The 15,929-nt window shown below is 47.7% G+C and carries 12 protein-coding genes; 3 read left to right on the plus strand and 9 right to left on the minus strand.

The features are described from left to right. Positions 1–220 precede the first annotated feature (220 nt). A complete protein-coding gene (locus NG796_RS07000; protein ID WP_261205185.1) occupies positions 221–829 on the plus strand; it encodes a peptidoglycan-binding domain-containing protein in 609 nt (202 codons plus the stop codon). Positions 830–1,030: 201 nt separating this feature from the next. Here the strand turns inward: NG796_RS07000 and NG796_RS07005 are convergent, their stop codons facing one another. Further along, positions 1,031–2,524 (minus strand): HEAT repeat domain-containing protein, encoded by a 1,494-nt coding sequence (locus tag NG796_RS07005; RefSeq protein ID WP_261205186.1) that lies wholly within the window; start codon positions 2,522–2,524, stop codon positions 1,031–1,033. Between the two features lie 409 nt (positions 2,525–2,933). Between NG796_RS07005 and surE the strand changes: the two genes are divergently transcribed. Next, positions 2,934–3,614 carry a 5'/3'-nucleotidase SurE gene (gene surE / locus NG796_RS07010; RefSeq protein ID WP_261205187.1) on the plus strand — a complete coding sequence of 227 codons (681 nt, stop codon included), beginning with the start codon at positions 2,934–2,936 and terminating at the stop codon, positions 3,612–3,614. 75 nt (positions 3,615–3,689) lie between these two features. Continuing rightward, positions 3,690–4,622, plus strand: a complete 933-nt coding sequence (locus NG796_RS07015) for an NAD-dependent epimerase/dehydratase family protein (protein ID WP_261205188.1) — start codon at positions 3,690–3,692, stop codon at positions 4,620–4,622. 288 nt (positions 4,623–4,910) lie between these two features. On the opposite strand, the gene NG796_RS07020 is transcribed toward NG796_RS07015, so the two are convergent. The 8 genes from NG796_RS07020 to NG796_RS07055 form a co-directional block, all read right to left on the minus strand. Next, positions 4,911–5,432, minus strand: coding sequence for a DUF4168 domain-containing protein (locus tag NG796_RS07020; protein ID WP_261205189.1), 522 nt, complete (start codon positions 5,430–5,432; stop codon positions 4,911–4,913). Between the two features lie 770 nt (positions 5,433–6,202). After that, entirely contained in the window at positions 6,203–6,730 is a 528-nt protein-coding gene (gene pgsA / locus NG796_RS07025; protein ID WP_261205190.1) for a CDP-diacylglycerol--glycerol-3-phosphate 3-phosphatidyltransferase, read from the minus strand. A gap of 109 nt (positions 6,731–6,839) precedes the next feature. Beyond that, on the minus strand, positions 6,840–7,559 hold the full coding sequence (locus NG796_RS07030; protein ID WP_317619283.1) for a sugar transferase: 720 nt from the start codon (positions 7,557–7,559) through the stop codon (positions 6,840–6,842). Between the two features lie 363 nt (positions 7,560–7,922). Continuing rightward, positions 7,923–9,908 carry a hypothetical protein gene (locus NG796_RS07035; RefSeq protein ID WP_261205191.1) on the minus strand — a complete coding sequence of 662 codons (1,986 nt, stop codon included), beginning with the start codon at positions 9,906–9,908 and terminating at the stop codon, positions 7,923–7,925. Between the two features lie 283 nt (positions 9,909–10,191). After that, entirely contained in the window at positions 10,192–10,761 is a 570-nt protein-coding gene (locus tag NG796_RS07040) for a hypothetical protein (protein WP_261205192.1), read from the minus strand. Then, positions 10,751–11,365, minus strand: a complete 615-nt coding sequence (locus NG796_RS07045; RefSeq protein WP_261205193.1) for a hypothetical protein — start codon at positions 11,363–11,365, stop codon at positions 10,751–10,753. The genes NG796_RS07040 and NG796_RS07045 overlap by 11 nt, the downstream gene beginning before the upstream one ends. A gap of 11 nt (positions 11,366–11,376) precedes the next feature. Further along, positions 11,377–12,573: a hypothetical protein gene (locus NG796_RS07050; protein ID WP_261205194.1), complete on the minus strand. Its 1,197-nt coding sequence runs from the start codon at positions 12,571–12,573 to the stop codon at positions 11,377–11,379. Positions 12,574–12,811: 238 nt separating this feature from the next. After that, the gene (locus NG796_RS07055) at positions 12,812–15,835 is read right to left on the minus strand and encodes a hypothetical protein (protein ID WP_261205195.1); all 3,024 of its coding nucleotides are present in this window, start codon (positions 15,833–15,835) and stop codon (positions 12,812–12,814) included. Positions 15,836–15,929: the final 94 nt, after the last annotated feature.

Consider the following 15,929-nt stretch of genomic DNA (forward strand, 5'->3'; position numbering starts at 1 on the left):
TATGTTTGTACTAAGTGTTTAAGCCGCCAATGTGCGTAACTCACCGCAACCACACAAAGAAATCCTTCTCCTCCTCCCCATCCTCCCCATCCTCCCCATCTCCCCCATCTCCCCCATCCCCCATCCCCCATCCCCTTAAGAAAAATTTTCAACCTACGGGATCCCAAAAGGGGGCGATCGCGATTAAAATCTTGGTAGATCTACCCGAGGAGTTAACGCAATGGAGTCTCTTGCATACATCCATCTTGCTGAAGCCTATAATGAACCTTTAGAAATCCCCTCAGTCCAGGTAAACTGGCCTAAAAAAGGCTGGGGAAACCGGATCGGAGCACTTGCGCTGAGTGCTGTCACCTCTTTCCTGGCGATGGGTTCTCCCGCAGTTGCATTGATTCGTCCTGGAGATGCCGGTTCAGAAATTACCCAACTGCAATATCGTTTGCAGGAACTGGGCTATTTTACCCCTGAAAAATCGGGTTACTATGGCGACTTGACTAAACACGCCGTCATGGAGTTTCAAGCAAAAAACGGTTTAACTCCTGATGGAATTGTTGGTCCTGAAACGAAAGCTGCCCTTGAAAAAGACTATCCTCAAACTCCAGAACCAACCAGTCAGCCAACAGTCCGACTTGGAAGCAGTGGCGGAACGGTTTTAAGAGTCCAACGGCAGTTAAGCTCATTAAAATACTTCGATTATCAGAAAATGGATGGTGTTTTTAATGAAGCAACTGAAGCGGCTATCAAACAGTTCCAACAAGATTACGGTTTAGAAGCTGATGGTGTTGTGGGGTTAAAAACTCACACGGCCCTGCGCAACTATACTGGGTTATAAGTCTGTTTCCAATCCCTGACTAGAGTTACGCAAATTTTGTCCTGTAACTCCACAGAGGGTAAAAGCCAGTCCTGTTCTGATCCTAATGCCTATGGAGGCAAGGCGTAAGTCCAGGCTGAGTTTCTTTTCCGCTATGGCGCACGCCCTTGTGCGCCCCTTTTGTCCCGGATGAAAGTCGGCCTGATTTTAAGTGGAATCGTCTTAAAAACCCAAGGGACTGTAATACCCACAGCGGCATTGAATAGAGGCGATCGCCTCCAGTAAATATAAATCTCCATTCGTAAATAAATCCTCCCATAGTAGAGGCAAAATTTCTACATCACCCACCTGGGCTAACACTTCCGCTACCTGTTGTCGCACTAAACTATTTCCTTCTTTTAAGGTATAAAGTAAAGCATCAACGGCGATAGAAGTCCCGAGATTTCCTAATGCTTCGATGGCGGTTTTGCGCACGGAATAAGTATTATCAATTAAAGCGACATTCAGCAAAGATTCTACGGCGCGATCGGAGCCAATTTGACCGAGAATTTTAGCCGCTTTTTCCCGAACAAAGCTTGAATTATCGGACAGATTTTCGAGGATTTCATTTAAGGGTTTAGATAGCTCGATCGCTGAGTTTTGGTCATTCCCACAGGCGGGAGCAATCATGGCCGCTCGGATTCGATCTAACCCTTGTTGGGCGCGGAGTTTTACCCATTCATTGGGGTCGGTTAAGGCGGTAGTGAGGGCATTTTCTGCCGCAGTTGTACCAATTTCTCCCAGGGCGATCGCCGCACTTTCTCGGACTAAATATCGGGGATTATGTAACGCCAAAATCACTTGTTCAATGACTGAATCCTGAGCAATTTTAGCTAAACCATAGGCGGCGCGAGTGCGAACAAATTCATGGGAGTCGCCTAATGTATTGAGCAATGCCGTAATGGTTTCTTCATTGCCAATTTCTCCTAAAGCATCCGCTGCCGCAATCCGAGTATTCGTAACCGAATGATTTAAAGCCGCCAAAATGGTATCAATGGCGGGCCGATCGCCTAGTTTCCCCAAGGCGATCGCCACACTCCACCAAGTGGGCGAATAATCTTGATTAGAAAATACTCGTTTAAGTGCAGTAATCGCCACCGGCGTGGCAATTTTTCCCAGTGCTTCTGCCGCACTTAAGGGCACCGTGCGATCCGAGTCTTCTAAGGCTAAAATCAGCGCATCAATTCCGGTACTATACCCCAAATTCCCTAGGATTTCTGCGGATTTTTGACGAATGCTGGGCATTTTATCATTCATCCCTTGAATCAGGGGAAATACCACTGCTAAGGAGGCGATCGCCCCTAATGCTTCCACCGCATTTTCTCTGATCCGATAATCGGGATCATTTAAAGCTTGTTCTAAATAAGGGATAGCATAATTAGACCCACTGATTCCAAACAGTCGAATCTTGAGCTTAGGTGGTAAAACCTGGCGATCGAGTAATTCTAATCCTTCATCCTGAAATGGGGTTTTAACCGAACCCGCTAGTTTTGTCCCCAGTTTTAAATCAATTTCAAACCCTAATTTCACCATCCGAATGGCTTCCGTGCGATCGGTAACCTTTGCCAGCATATTCGCAATAGAATCCGTCCATTGCAAATGGTTGAGATAGTCGCGTTTTAGAGTCTCATCACTCAAATACGGGAGCTGGCTGAGGAGAGTTTGAGCAGATGGCATATTTGTCAACACTGATGGTGGGGCCTGGAATGAATGGAAAAGAATATTAGAAGACTTCAAAAAAAGTGATTAAAGTTAGCTTATTAAGTTTATCCCTTTTTTGCATCTAATCGCCGCTAAATAGAACACAAAATGGGTTAATTGGACCGAAACTTTTCAGCCTAGGGCATCCGAGTATCTATTAAGTAATTGGACCAGCAAGGGGATTTTTACAGCAAAAGGGTTACTCATGGGGGTATCCCTTTGGAAAGAAACCTGGGTTCTAGCCTGGAGGGTACTGATTTTCATGGGATAAACCCATAAGACTGGCACCTTAAACTTGAGCATAAACACCGTTGGCTGCAATTGCAGGTATCCTGGAAAGTTGATGGCGATCGCCGCGAAGGAAACGAACCCGAGGACAAAATTAATGACCCTGATTTTAACCAACGACGATGGAATAGACGCCCCTGGTATTCAAGCCCTTCTGAATGCCGTGGGTGATCATAAAACCGTGATGGTGGCACCCCGAGAGGGATTATCGGGATGTGGTCATCAGGTGATTACCGATCGCCCCATTCACGTTGATCGCCGGTCCCCAACCGAATATGCGATCGGCGGAACCCCTGCCGATTGCACTCGCATCGCCCTCTCTTGTCTCTGTCCCGATGCCGCTTGGGTCCTTTCGGGTATCAACAACGGCGGGAATCTCGGCATTGATGTTTACCTCTCTGGAACCGTTGCTGCCGTCCGCGAAGCTGCCATCCACGGCATTCCCGCCGTCGCTATTTCTCAATATCGCAAAGGCGGACGTTTGGTAGAGTGGGAACGGACGACCCAATTAGCGATCGCTGTCTTGCAGGAATTATTTGATCGCCCTCTTGAACCGGGTACTTTTTGGAACGTGAATCTACCCTTTCTCGAACCTGACGAACCGGACCCGAAAATTGTATTTTGTCAACCCTCAACGCAACCCTTGCCGGTTAAATATCGCATCGAAGACGAGTATTACTATTATGAGGGGGTTTATGGGTTGCGCGATCGCACCCCCGGTACCGATGTCGATGTCTGCTTTTCTGGGAATATTGCCGTTACCCTTTTGGGATTGTAGAACGATCTGCCTAACAAAAAGGTCAGTCGCCTTCTACGGTACAATAAGCCTTGACAACAAAAAAGAGTAACAATCATGCGGATATTAATGATGGGCGGGACCCGGTTTATCGGGGTTTATCTCACTAAAATTTTAGTTGAACAAGGGCATTCCGTCGTTCTTTTCAATCGGGGTAATAAACCCGCCCCCGTGGAGGGAGTTGAACAAATTCACGGCGATCGCACCGATGAATCTCAACTCAAAGAGAAACTCGCCTCCGAACAATTTGATGCCATTTTCGACAATAACGGACGAGAACTCAGCGATACCAAACCCCTGGCTGATTTGTTTAACGGCAAAGTTAAACATTTTGTATATATGAGTTCCGCCGGGGTCTATCTCAAGTCTGACCAAATGCCTCATCGAGAAGGAGATGCCGTTGACCCGAAGAGTCGGCATAAAGGTAAAAACGATACGGAAACCTATCTAGCCCAGCAGGGATTACCGTTTACCTCAATTCGTCCCACCTATATTTATGGACCCCAGAATTATAATCCGTTAGAAGGGTGGTTTTTTGATCGGATTGTGCGCGATCGCCCCATCCCGATTCCGGGAAATGGATTTCATATCACCCAACTCGGACACTGTTATGATTTAGCCAACGCAATGGCAGCAGTCCTCGGTAATGAAACTGCGATCGGGCAGATTTATAATATTTCCGGCGATCGATATGTCACCTTTGATGGATTAGCCCGCGCCTGTGCAGAAGCCGCCGGAAAATCCGAGGTCAAACTCATCCATTATGACCCTAAACAATTTGATTTTGGCAAACGTAAAGCGTTTCCCATGCGAGTCCAACACTTCTTCGCCGACGTCAATAAAGCCATGAAAGACCTGAACTGGCAACCCAAATTTGACCTAGTATCTGGGTTAAAAGATTCTTTTCAAAATGACTATTTGGCAACCCATTCAGACCAAGCAGAAATCGATTTTTCTGTAGATGATGAAATTATCAAAACCCTCAGTTAATTAGGAGTTTCTTAAGCAACTCCTAACAACGTTAGGCGGTTAGCTGAGTAACGTTCGTAGAACTGATACCAAATCCGGTTATTAAAAGTCGGTTTTCTCTCTGACGCCGCGCCCGCTGGCTTCGTCTGATGAGCTGCCACCCTTGAAGGTGCGGGGTTTTATAGGCGTTTCAAAATCGGATTTTCTATGAAGTTCTGGGAACAGGAACAGTCATAAAAATAGAGGTGTAAGAAATACACCTCTATTCCTGAATTCTTAATCGAATCTCAGTCATATCCGCCGAGCATTTTATTCACCCATGAGTTCTTCCAATCGGGTTCTGACTTGTTGTTGAAGTTGTGGATTTTGTTCAATAACAGCCCCAATTTCATTCAAGCGATTGAGATCGAGTCCGAGACTAGCGATCGCTTGCTCTTGTTTCTCCTGAGACTCTTCTTGAATTTGCTTTCCTTCTTCCATGACTTGAACAAATTTTTCTTGTTCTTCTGGAGAAATATTTAGATTAGCTTGAGCATCAGGATTTCCTTGTCCTTGAACGTTCGCTTGATAAATCTCTGCAAACCGTTCTTGACTAAACCCTTGCCGTTCGATGATTTGCAATATGTTTTCTTGAAACTGTTGTTCAATGGTCAACATTTGAAAGATAGCCCGAGAAAAGTTATCGAGTTCCTCATCACTAATTTGAACTCGATCCATAACTTCTATGGGACTCTGTTGCGAGCTTTCCTGGGTTTGTGCGTAAGCAGCAGGTATCATTCCGATCAGCAGCAATACCAGTACGGAACTCGCGGTTAAAAGTCGTTTTAACATTTAAAAGGTCTCCATTATCACTCTTGCTTGTACTGTGTCAGGGGGGTTCAGGCTTGACAAAGCTAGACCCGTCACAGGTTGCGGTGTTGAGTTCGGTCTCAACTCTGGGGTGCGGCAAACTTAGGACAGCCCTAAAAAACAGGATTACTAACAGATGAAAACTATCTGCTGCTGTAGTACAAGTGGAAATCGGCGCTTGTAGGGCATAGTGAGCTTAATGGGGTCAACTTCCCAGACGTGGGGAATCACGCAAACGAGCCTACCCTCAAAGAAGCGAATGGAATACCCAAACAACACAAGATACCAGCTTATATAGGTTGCCTTTTTAACGCGCTCAACCAGTACAGGTTAAACTTTATTTTGGGAAACTGTCAAGTCTATGTTCAGAGGTTTAGAAATCGATGACACAGCACACCTCCAAAAGCACAGTCCCCTGCCTATCCTCAATAGCATCCCCTGTGGGGGAGCAACGTTGAAGGGTTGTTGTGATATGCCATTGCCCGAAATGTGGGTCATTCGATGGGAATAAAATATCGAACTCCCCTTTGTGGGTCTGAATTTATTCCCTAGTTTAGCGATGATCAAAATAAAGCTAATCCCTCTATCGATAGATCGTTTCTCTATTCAATGACTCAGGTCTTGAGTACCCTGCACTCATTGGAATAGAGTTGAACAGAGTGATGGAATTAGGGCAGGTCTTGTTCCATTTTGGCTCACTGGATCTATATCTATAGGAAGAAAATTCAGCAGAATTAAACCTTGATTAAGGATTAAGAGTCACTCCGTTGAGGCCAGAGGTAAATCACACCAGAAATCCAGGTTAGGGCCACAGAAATCCAGAAGGCAACGAGGGCGATCGCCGACCATTCCCCAGGCAGAGGCGCAATCAACAGCGCGATCGCCAGGATTTGACTGACGGTTTTTAACTTTCCCCACAGATTGGCACCGGCGATCGCCGCATTACCCGTTAAAGCGGGATTGATGCGCCATCCGGCGATCGCCAATTCCCTAAACAAAATCAAAAAGACCCCCCAAGCAGGCAACTGTCCCAGTTCTACCAGGGACATCAAGGGAGCCAAAACCAATAACTTATCCACTAACGGATCGAGAAACTTCCCCAACTCCGTCACTTGATCCAGTTTTCGAGCTAAATAGCCATCCAACCAATCCGTTCCTGCCGCCACCAAAAAAATCACCACGGAGATCCATCGCAACCTCGGCGTAGGGTCTGACAGGAAATACAGTAGAAAAGGCACCCCCAATAAACGGGAGAAAGTAATCCAAGTTGAGAGCGTCATAAATGGCTCACGAGAACAGAATAAAAAAAACCTAGGGCCGACCGAAGGATTGGCCCTAGGTTAACATAATTTGACTCAGAATGTTTTGTCCTGTCCTCGGAAACTGCGTTTAGCAGGCTCCTTTTTGGTTAAAAATGACCTGGAAGGTTTTCAAAATTAGGAGGAGGTCATAAAGAATCGACCACTTGCGCTGATACTCCAAATCCAGGTGAATCACTTGTTCAAAATCTTTAATGCTAGAGCGTCCATGAGTTTGCCATTCTCCCGTTAGACCCGGTTTAACGTTCAAACGGTCTAAATGGTGGGGTTGGTAGTCCTCCACTTCTTTTGGAGTCGGTGGACGAGTGCCAACTAAACTCATTTCCCCGCGCAGAACGTTCCAAAATTGAGGCAGTTCATCCAGACTTGTACGACGGAGAAACCGGCCAACTCGGGTGATGCGAGGGTCATTTTCGTTTTTAAATAGATGTCCTTTAACTTCGTTTTTAACCAAATGCTGGAGATGTTCAGCATTAACGACCATTGAGCGGAATTTCCACATCCGAAAATGACGGCCCTTGTAGCCACAGCGGATTTGGCTATAAAGTAGGGGTCCTGGATTGTCTAACTGCATAGCGATCACCAGGGGAATAGCAATTACTGCCGTAATTGCTAACCCGACTAATGCTCCAACTATATCAATGAGACGCTTGGTTTTACTGTCCAGGGAAGGATGACCTTCTTGCCGAATCGTTGGATCAGAATAAGTCGCTTCAATAGTGGAGCTAGTGGCGGGATTAAGTGTAAAGGGAATAGATATATCAATTTTATGAGTATGAGCAGTTAACACGAGAGTCTCCCGTTGGGTTTGGGGTGGTTATCCTGATTCTTTAACCGACTCTACTCAATTTTTTGGGAATTCGGTACAGCTATCCCCTAGTATTTACTTAAACTTTGAAATGTTAGTCTGTTTTGTAAAGTTTTCATGTTGTTTAAAATGAAGTCCGAGTCTTGAGCAACACATGGAGCCTGCTTTTTGACGGTCTGAAGTGCTTCCTAGACATCCTAGACCTTTAAAGTCAACTGGCGCAACCCCACTCTTTAGCGATCGCTCCCTTGAACTTGGACAACGCTGCTATGTCTGAGTCCTAGGTTAGGCCACATATCCGATAAAATCACTTTTTTCTGTATTTTTTAATACATTTCTCACTCATTATCGAGAAAAATTTTCTGAATGATGGCGTGGAGGAGTTAAAAACTCACTTAAATAAAGGAGTAGGGGGTCTTCAAACTGTTGATGAGTGGTTGTGGCGATCGCCTCCAAATATTGTAACAACCGCCGAGACTGTTCAAGATTCACCCGATAAGTACCCTCAACCGGCTCAAACAGCGGGATATCCGATGTGAGAGGATATTCCGTCGTCGTTGCCAGTTCAGGCATGGGGACTACACTGTTCCCCGTTGCACTCAACCCCGGAGGTAAAACCCCCTCCAGGAACCCTTGAATCCGACTACCCAGCGATCGCCCATGAATCCCGCGACGTTCCACCAATGCCACAATTTCCCGCAAGGAACGGGGACAGTCGTCCTCAATGGCGCGTAATAACTCCGCCAGTAAAAAATAATCCCCATACTGCTGCCGATTCAAGTCCAGAACCCGAGGATATAAAGGCAACGCCGCCAACCCGAAGGCAATTCGACTCGAACCCGACCCCCGATTTCCCCGGGGTGGATCGGCAATTAACGTCGCATTCGGGAGTTTTTGCCGCATCCAACCTTTTAACGAGGGGGATTGCGCCGTCCCCCCGGTACAGACTGCGCGTTCAATGGCGATCGCCGATAAACCTGTTTCAATCAACAACCCATTCAGTGCTTGATTCAAAAAATTGAGAAACGGCTCAACCACTAAGCTTTGTAACTCCCGGTGCGCGATCGTCCAGCGAAACTCACCCACCGTCACTGGATATACATCTCGCTCTTGCAGCGCCAACTTCACCTCTTCCGCTGCCGCTAACAATTCTCGTCCGGCGGGATGTTCAAGTAATCGCTGCTGGAACTGCATTCGCCGCACCCCATCCGGTTCTCCTGGACGGGGTAATTCCAAATCGCACCCCAGATACCAATATCCCCAATTTTCCCGACGGGCTACCTCAGTCCAAAATAACTGACAAATTATATCTTGATCTAACCCTTGACCCGCATAAGGAAAATGGCGAGTTTTGAAGTGAGACTCACTGAGTTCTTCCAAATTTTCGGGTACAGCAACCAACGCCAACTCCGTCATCGTCGCACCGGAATCGATCGCCAATCCATAGCGCGTACCCACCGCCCGAGAGCGGTGCCAACTGGCTCCCGGTCCTTCTTGGGGGTGAAAATGTCGAGATAAAACCGAAGGAATCGTCACCCGTTCCCCACCGACTCCCGGAAGCACCGAGAGCCATGCGGCGATCGCATTTTCCACAAATAGCACTTGGGACGGGTCTTTGATTAGTTTCGCACTTAAGATAGATTCCCGAATATTAAAACAATAACTATCCGGCCAACTACCGGGAAAACTCACAATGACCCCGCGCAACTGAGCGATCGCCTGGGGAAACCGATCCGGTTCTAACCCGGCAGCACCCCCAATCGACGCAGAAGGTGTCGCCATCGTTAGGGCTGATGACACCGTAGCAACGGCGTGACTGCGAGGAGAAGAAGCAGAGGGCAACCGGAGCGATCGCCCCGAACCTGATGCCACTTCCACCACCGGCAACCCATCCCCCTGGGCTACTGGAGCCACCCCAGCAGCGGCGATCGTTGCCAACAGCCCACTCAACGCATCCAGCAAGTCGCTTAATCCGAGGGACCGTCCATGCGATCGTAACACCACCTCGCGTTTTGCCCGCTTACGATTCAGCAACTCCAGGGGGACAACCGTCGGGTGCATTCCTCGGTCCCAAGGATTGTCCTTCACTTTCGTTCCCGCAATCCCCGGCAACAACAGCGGTTTAAACGGATGCAACCACCATCCCTGGGACCGGAGATAAACTTGAGAAGGCAACCGAAACGTTGGGTCAGAACCCGGAGAACCCAGAGGATACCAATAGAGCGGATATAGCTGACAGGTGAGGCGATCGAACAAAGCTGCCGAAAGGTGAGTCGTCCCCAGATCAATTCCCAAATACCAGAACCCTGCTGATCCGTTTGGCACTGCCATTCTTCTGTTCCCCCCTTAGCTGGTTGCCGTACCAAAATGAGTTTAACCGTTTACTATCCTAAACGCGCAGGTCTTCCCCGGAAAAACTCAGGTGGGGCATTTTTGAGCCTGCTGACGGATCTGCAATTCCGAGACTAGGTTTTGAGACTTAGCCTTTACCCCGTCTGGGTTTCGGGTTCGGTTCGGATGGCTCGATCCTCTCGAACCTCTGAATTATTCTACAGCACCCCGATGATGATGATAAGGGGCCTATGCTGGCGTCAGACTGTTCCTTGATTTTTCGCTAGATAGAACGAGGGCGATCGGGAATGGATAACCCATACAAAAACAGATGCAAAATTTCTAAGGGACACAGGGGAGGGCTAGGAATCCTCAAATTCTCATGTCCGGGATGAAGATGAAATCTGATTCCTCCCTTATCATTATCATGACCGGGTGGATTGAGGTCAAAACGGAGAAATTTAACAGTAAAATCTTCAGGAAAGCGAATTTCAAAGTTAAATCCCAGAACTTGGGCTTGGTTGGGATTTTCGTCGATGAGAATGGCAAAATCAAACCAACAGCGATCGGCTCTTTCAAAATGAGGAAGGTCTTGACGGCGCTTTAAGTTTTTAGGCCCGCCCATAATCGAAAAGACTTCCTTACCATGCTTCCCGGATTTTTCCATTTTTAGTAACTTGTGAATTTCATGAGGTTTTGTTTTTAAAATCTGTTCATCTGAGGCGGTATTCAGGGTTTTAAATATTTTCCTCTTAAAGATTATAGCACTTTCAATATCAGTTTTTGGGGTAGCCTCCCAGAGTCTATCCTGAATCACCGGCCCCATTTTTTCCCATCCACTGTTACCGTTCAATGAGATCCTCCCGATCTAGAAGAACAAGCCATTCGCCATATTCAGGTTCTGTGGGTAATTCTTTAGCTTCTGCAAGGGCAATCACTTCGGCATCCGACTGTCCGGACCATTCTCGCAGTGCAGATAATCTCGCTTCTCTTTCGTCATCGGTGAGCCAGTCTGCACCTTGATTTAATGCATAAACTCTAGGACTCAACCAACTAAAAAAATTGGGAGCATTGGTCCCGATCGCCCGAAGAGATTGCGAAGATAAAATGACCACTCCTCCTCGCCCTTGGCGGTTTAACCGACTTCTAAGACTGTCCAGATGACGCCAATCGTTAGGGTTCCAAGTTTCCAAATTCCACAGCAGTAGATAATCAGCCCCTGAGTTATGAATGCGCTCAAAGACTGCGCTCACTCCACCCTCCCCAGAAATGCTCTCGACTTCGCACTCCGCCAAAATTTCAATACCCGATTGTAGATCTTCCAGAACTTCATCAACGTTTGAAGGCGTCACAACAAGAATCGACCAAATATTACTTTCAGGCTGGGATCTAACTCTCTGCAAAAACTCATCCAGAGAAACTGACGCAATTTCATTACCCGATACTGATTTTGCCATCAAAACTAATTCTATACTTTACTTTTGGTGATTAAAGGTGAAAGAGCGGGATGAACGGCGTGGCGCAGTTCTGGATATCTGTACTCTAAAATCTTTCCTTCGACCAATAATCTAATATCTTCCTCGGTTCTTGGAATAAATTTGCCTTCTTTTGAAACTCGCTCCAGGGTATCCAGCGATTCATCAGAGATTCCAAAGACTTTAGCTCGGCCAAATGACTGAGCAGCCGCCTCAACATGAGCTTCGTTCAAATTATCGGTACCGGATAAATAGGCTTCCTCAATCGCAGATTGAGTGAGGTTCATCAAATCCCGCAACATTCCCCCGGAATAAAGAATCAAGCGATCTACTGAGGATTGATCCAGAAACCCTTTAGATGCACGAACGGCCAGAATATTGGCAAAGAAATCTCGAGCATCTAGGTCCTTGGCAACATCAAAACAGGGTTGATAAGAAAAGGAGTTAACTGAACTCTCAAAACGGTTTTTATATTGGCTGTAAGCCGCCTGTATTGGGCCAATTAAAACTACTCCTATTCCCAGTTCTGATAAGATTTTTACATCTTGAATAAGTTCCAAAAAAAGTTTATCTTCATAAAGGCGATCTAATCCATCCAATAATAGCACGATTGTACCATACTTTTTGGATAAAGCTTGTTTTATCGAATTTATGGCTGCTAGTAATTTTTGAATTTCTTTAGGTACTTTTGGTCCGATTGGAATAATTCCTTTATGTTCTACAAACTTAAACATAGGATCAGAGTCATAATCATCCTCACCATACCTAAAAACTCTCTGGTTATAACCGTATGCTAATTGGCCAATGGTTTCTATAAATTCACCCATATTTTCGTGGTCCTGATCGGAGACAAGTTCAGATATAGCCACCGCAGCCATTGCCAGTAGCACTCCGGGCTTCATCTGAGAAATATCGGCTTCTAAGCTGACATCCAAATAATGAGCGTAGGTATCTTCTAATTCGTTAATGCGATCGCGAGCAATTAATAGTTCCGTTGTTTTCCCTGAACCAATCCCACCAATTAACAAATGGGTAGAAGAAGGGCGAATCGCGATTCGTCCGGCGATCGTGTCTGCTAGGGATTTTTTCGGATGGGGTACATAGTGACCCCGTTCGACCGATCGCGCTGGATCTGCCGACCCCTCAAAAGCAGCCATTTCTTTTCTAAAACGCTCAAGTCTATTAGACATATATAATGAGGCAATTGCTTGACGTTGGATTAAATCTTATTCTAGCTTAACCGTGCGATGAATAGATCTGTTGTGAAGAGACCCTCTCTATCTCCCTCTTGCCAAGAGGAAGCATTAGATTTGGACCAAAAGTCTAATAAAAAATAACAATTCGGGGCCGTTATGAACTATTGGAGTAGCCGCATTAAGTGCCTACTCCAACAGTTTTGCTGAGGTTAATGTTCCGCATCCAAGGGGTCTATTTAGAGACATTTGGAGCATCGGACCAACTTTCAAAGAAATTATCCAGGGTGGGATTGGCGAGGTCATCATCCGGGGAAATGGGGACCTGTGGGGCATCTGGCTCAGGTTCGGGATCGGGTGGTGCCGTGACCCCCTCCTCATCATCCATGAAGTTAGCGAAAAAGTCTTCTACTGTCTCATGGTTGACATCTTCCTCCGCTGTGACTTTGACCACGGGAGGCGGATTCGTTGCCATCAGTTCGGCAAAAATATCATCTAAGGTGGGCAAAACATTATTTGATCGCCCCGTTGCCTCGGGTTTACGTTCCCCATTAGGACTAGAAGAACCAGCGGTCGGTTTAGAGCCAGTTTTTTGGGAGTTGAGGGAGTTTGACTGAGGTTTAGAAGGTTGAGCTGCTTTTCCGGGCGGTTTTCCCGGCGGTTTCCGACCGGTTTCGGGCGGGGAAGGGCGTTTTATCCCTGGGGTCAAGTCTGCTTCAAGTCCGATCGCCTTCTGGTCCCGGTCCCCTGCCTCTAGGAGGAACTCTCCTCCATCGGCATCTAAAGATAAGGGGTCTGTTGACGAATCCGGGAAAGAAACCTCTCCCCAAACCCCTACCCTATCAGGGGAGGGGTTTTGAGGCTCCCCGGGTTGGGAGGTTGGGTCCAATTCACCCATAAAATCATCTAAAGAAGCCTCTCCGCTTTCTTCCCAAGGCAGGGTTCCATCCAACTCCTCTAAGCTGACTGCCTCGGATAACGGGGGTTCAGCGGCGAGGTCCTCCAGCCATTGTTCGGCGCTTAACTCGGTCCCTTGCCAGTTCGAGGGGTCCTGACTTGCGCCCTTGGTTTTTGCTTCCTCTAATTTGGAAAGGTCTTCATCTAAGCGTTTGATGCCAGTATTACTCAGCCAGAGATTGTCGAGGTCCTCTTCTAAGTCCTCATCTGGGAGTAAATCTTCTTGGGGAGAAGCCGGAATATAGCTGCTTTCTTCCCAGTCTCCCGCTAAATCGAGGTCCGAGGCGATCGCCACCTCTTCAAATTCCGGAAGCCAATCCTCCATCAAGGAATCGGCGGTATCCTCCACCATTTCCGGTTCTTGATCGGGCAACGCTGCGGGTTCTGGGGAGACTGCGGTTGCCTTGGAAACCGTCTCAAAATCAGCAAATAAATCGTCTGTGGGTTCCTCAGTTGGGGTTGCTGGGGGTTTCGGTTCTTTGGGGGGTGCGCTCTTCTGGGGTGGGGGTGGGGCGTTGGGTTCTGAAGCCGATCGCGCTTTGGTGATTTCTTCTGGAATTGAAGCGGAATCGTCTGACTCCGTAAGTAGGGACTCTAGGCGATCGCCAAAGAGAAACTCATCCATATATTCTTCTGAATACTCACCCCCCATTCCTGGGGCATCCGTGCGACTCTCCAAGTCCCCAAATAAGTCATCCTCGCCATAGGGGGAAGTCTCCTGAGTCTCACTACTGTTGGGTTCTGCACTCAGGGCGAATAAATCCTCATCCCCGGTTGACTCCGGGACAAATGGGGAAGGGGGAGGGAGATTTTCTTCCCGATCTAAACCCTCGGATAACTCCCAATTTTCCGGCAAGTCATCCTCCGTTGTTACCCACCCCTCCAAACCTAATTCAGGTAAGTCCTCGAAGTCTAGTTCTGAGGGAGAAATCAGGCTATTTTCCGGGGCGATCGCCTCGGACAACTCCTCCCCTTCAGCAATCTGAGCCCATTGTGCAGCCAGTTCAAAGTTGTCTTGCGACAGTTGCGCCCGCGTTTTGGGGAGGGTTTGAGGCGCTGTCTCCATTGCCTTATCCAAATTCGGAGATGCCTCGGTTATTTCATCCTCCGCTGCCTCCATTTGCGGGGTTAATTCGGCTCCAGCAAAGGGAAAAGTAAGCGGTTCAGGGTGTTCTTCCAAAGAGAGTTGAGACCCTGATACCGGCGCAGAAACTTGGGGCATTTTGGGGCGCTTTTGGGGGAGAGATTCAGCCTCGGGTTCCGGTTGGAGAGAGGGACCCGGAGCAGTTTTTGGAGGGTTCGGGGGAGTGGGTGGAGATTCGAGGCGATCGCCCGCAGAGTCTAGGGTAGAGGGTTCGGGGTCGGATTTGGGGGGGGAATCCAGCTCTTTGGCGATCGCCGCTTGAGTGGTAGAAAGTAGTCGCAGGGATGATTTTAAATAGGAAGAAGTCTCTTGACCTAAAAGCTGGGCCAAGTGATTGACCAAGGCGCTAAACATCAGTTCCCCTTGTTGTCCGAGGCGATGCATCTTATCTAAGCCTTGAACCAGGGAGTCATTGTAACTGTTGACATTGCGTTCCAGGGCTTCAAAGACAACCCGTAGAGTAGAGTCGAGAGACATCAAGAGGCGATCGGATTCCCCCTGTAAGCGCTGCAACTGTTCTAATCGGGCTTCCGGGGATAACAGACCCGAATTCTGGGCTGTAGTAAAGGCGTTGAGATCTTCGCGGAACTTAGATTCGAGAGCGCTTTGTTCCAGGCGATCGCTCGTACCCTCCGTTAAGAGTTGGGTTTCTATCTGTCCGATCGCCTGAGAAACCTGCTGGGTGAGGCGGTCTTGCAGAGGTCCGAGTAAAGCTTGGAGAAAGTCGGCGATCGCTTGCTGTTGATGAGCCTGTTGTCCTGCTAGAGTCTGGTAATGCTGTTGTCTTTGCTCCAACTGCCGGACTTCTTCCATCAAAGAATACCGCTCTTGCCGTAACGTAGCGATTTCTTCCTGTAAGGGCTGCATCAGGTTAGTCCGTAACCCGCTCAAATCTTGCATCAGCGCTTGTAAAACCGCTTGAGCTTCAGCCGCTTCGCTCATGGATCCTGGGGCGATCGCATAAGGCGGCAGGGTACTCACCGCCACCCCTAGGCTGCCCTCGGAGGCCAACTGGGAATCCAGATAAAGACGAACTCGCTCCAAAACCCGGCGAGTCTCTCCTGAACTCCACCACGCGAGGCGGGAGTTCATTTTTCGCAGAATTCCATCAATATCTGCAATCAGTGCTTGTAGTTGATCCCGATTAGAACTCACCATAGAACCTCTGGCGATAAGAACAGCACAGACTTCCCCTCTGCCCCAAAAATACTGGTACTTTTAACGTATCGTAGCTTGGACCGAGGCAATTTTT

Source organism: Laspinema sp. D2d, from assembly GCF_025370755.1.
In the GTDB taxonomy this organism is placed as follows: domain Bacteria; phylum Cyanobacteriota; class Cyanobacteriia; order Cyanobacteriales; family Laspinemataceae; genus Laspinema.

Bases quoted from the DNA above. Each gene is read 5' to 3' on its own strand.
- NG796_RS07050 (WP_261205194.1), bottom strand. From the start codon at position 12,573: ATGTCTAATAGACTTGAGCGTTTTAGAAAAGAAATGGCTGCTTTTGAG.
- NG796_RS07000 (WP_261205185.1), top strand. From the start codon at position 221: ATGGAGTCTCTTGCATACATCCATCTTGCTGAAGCCTATAATGAACCT.
- pgsA (WP_261205190.1), bottom strand. From the start codon at position 6,730: ATGACGCTCTCAACTTGGATTACTTTCTCCCGTTTATTGGGGGTGCCT.
- NG796_RS07045 (WP_261205193.1), bottom strand. From the start codon at position 11,365: ATGGCAAAATCAGTATCGGGTAATGAAATTGCGTCAGTTTCTCTGGAT.
- NG796_RS07020 (WP_261205189.1), bottom strand. From the start codon at position 5,432: ATGTTAAAACGACTTTTAACCGCGAGTTCCGTACTGGTATTGCTGCTG.
- NG796_RS07035 (WP_261205191.1), bottom strand. From the start codon at position 9,908: ATGGCAGTGCCAAACGGATCAGCAGGGTTCTGGTATTTGGGAATTGAT.
- NG796_RS07015 (WP_261205188.1), top strand. From the start codon at position 3,690: ATGCGGATATTAATGATGGGCGGGACCCGGTTTATCGGGGTTTATCTC.
- surE (WP_261205187.1), top strand. From the start codon at position 2,934: ATGACCCTGATTTTAACCAACGACGATGGAATAGACGCCCCTGGTATT.
- NG796_RS07005 (WP_261205186.1), bottom strand. From the start codon at position 2,524: ATGCCATCTGCTCAAACTCTCCTCAGCCAGCTCCCGTATTTGAGTGAT.
- NG796_RS07055 (WP_261205195.1), bottom strand. From the start codon at position 15,835: ATGGTGAGTTCTAATCGGGATCAACTACAAGCACTGATTGCAGATATT.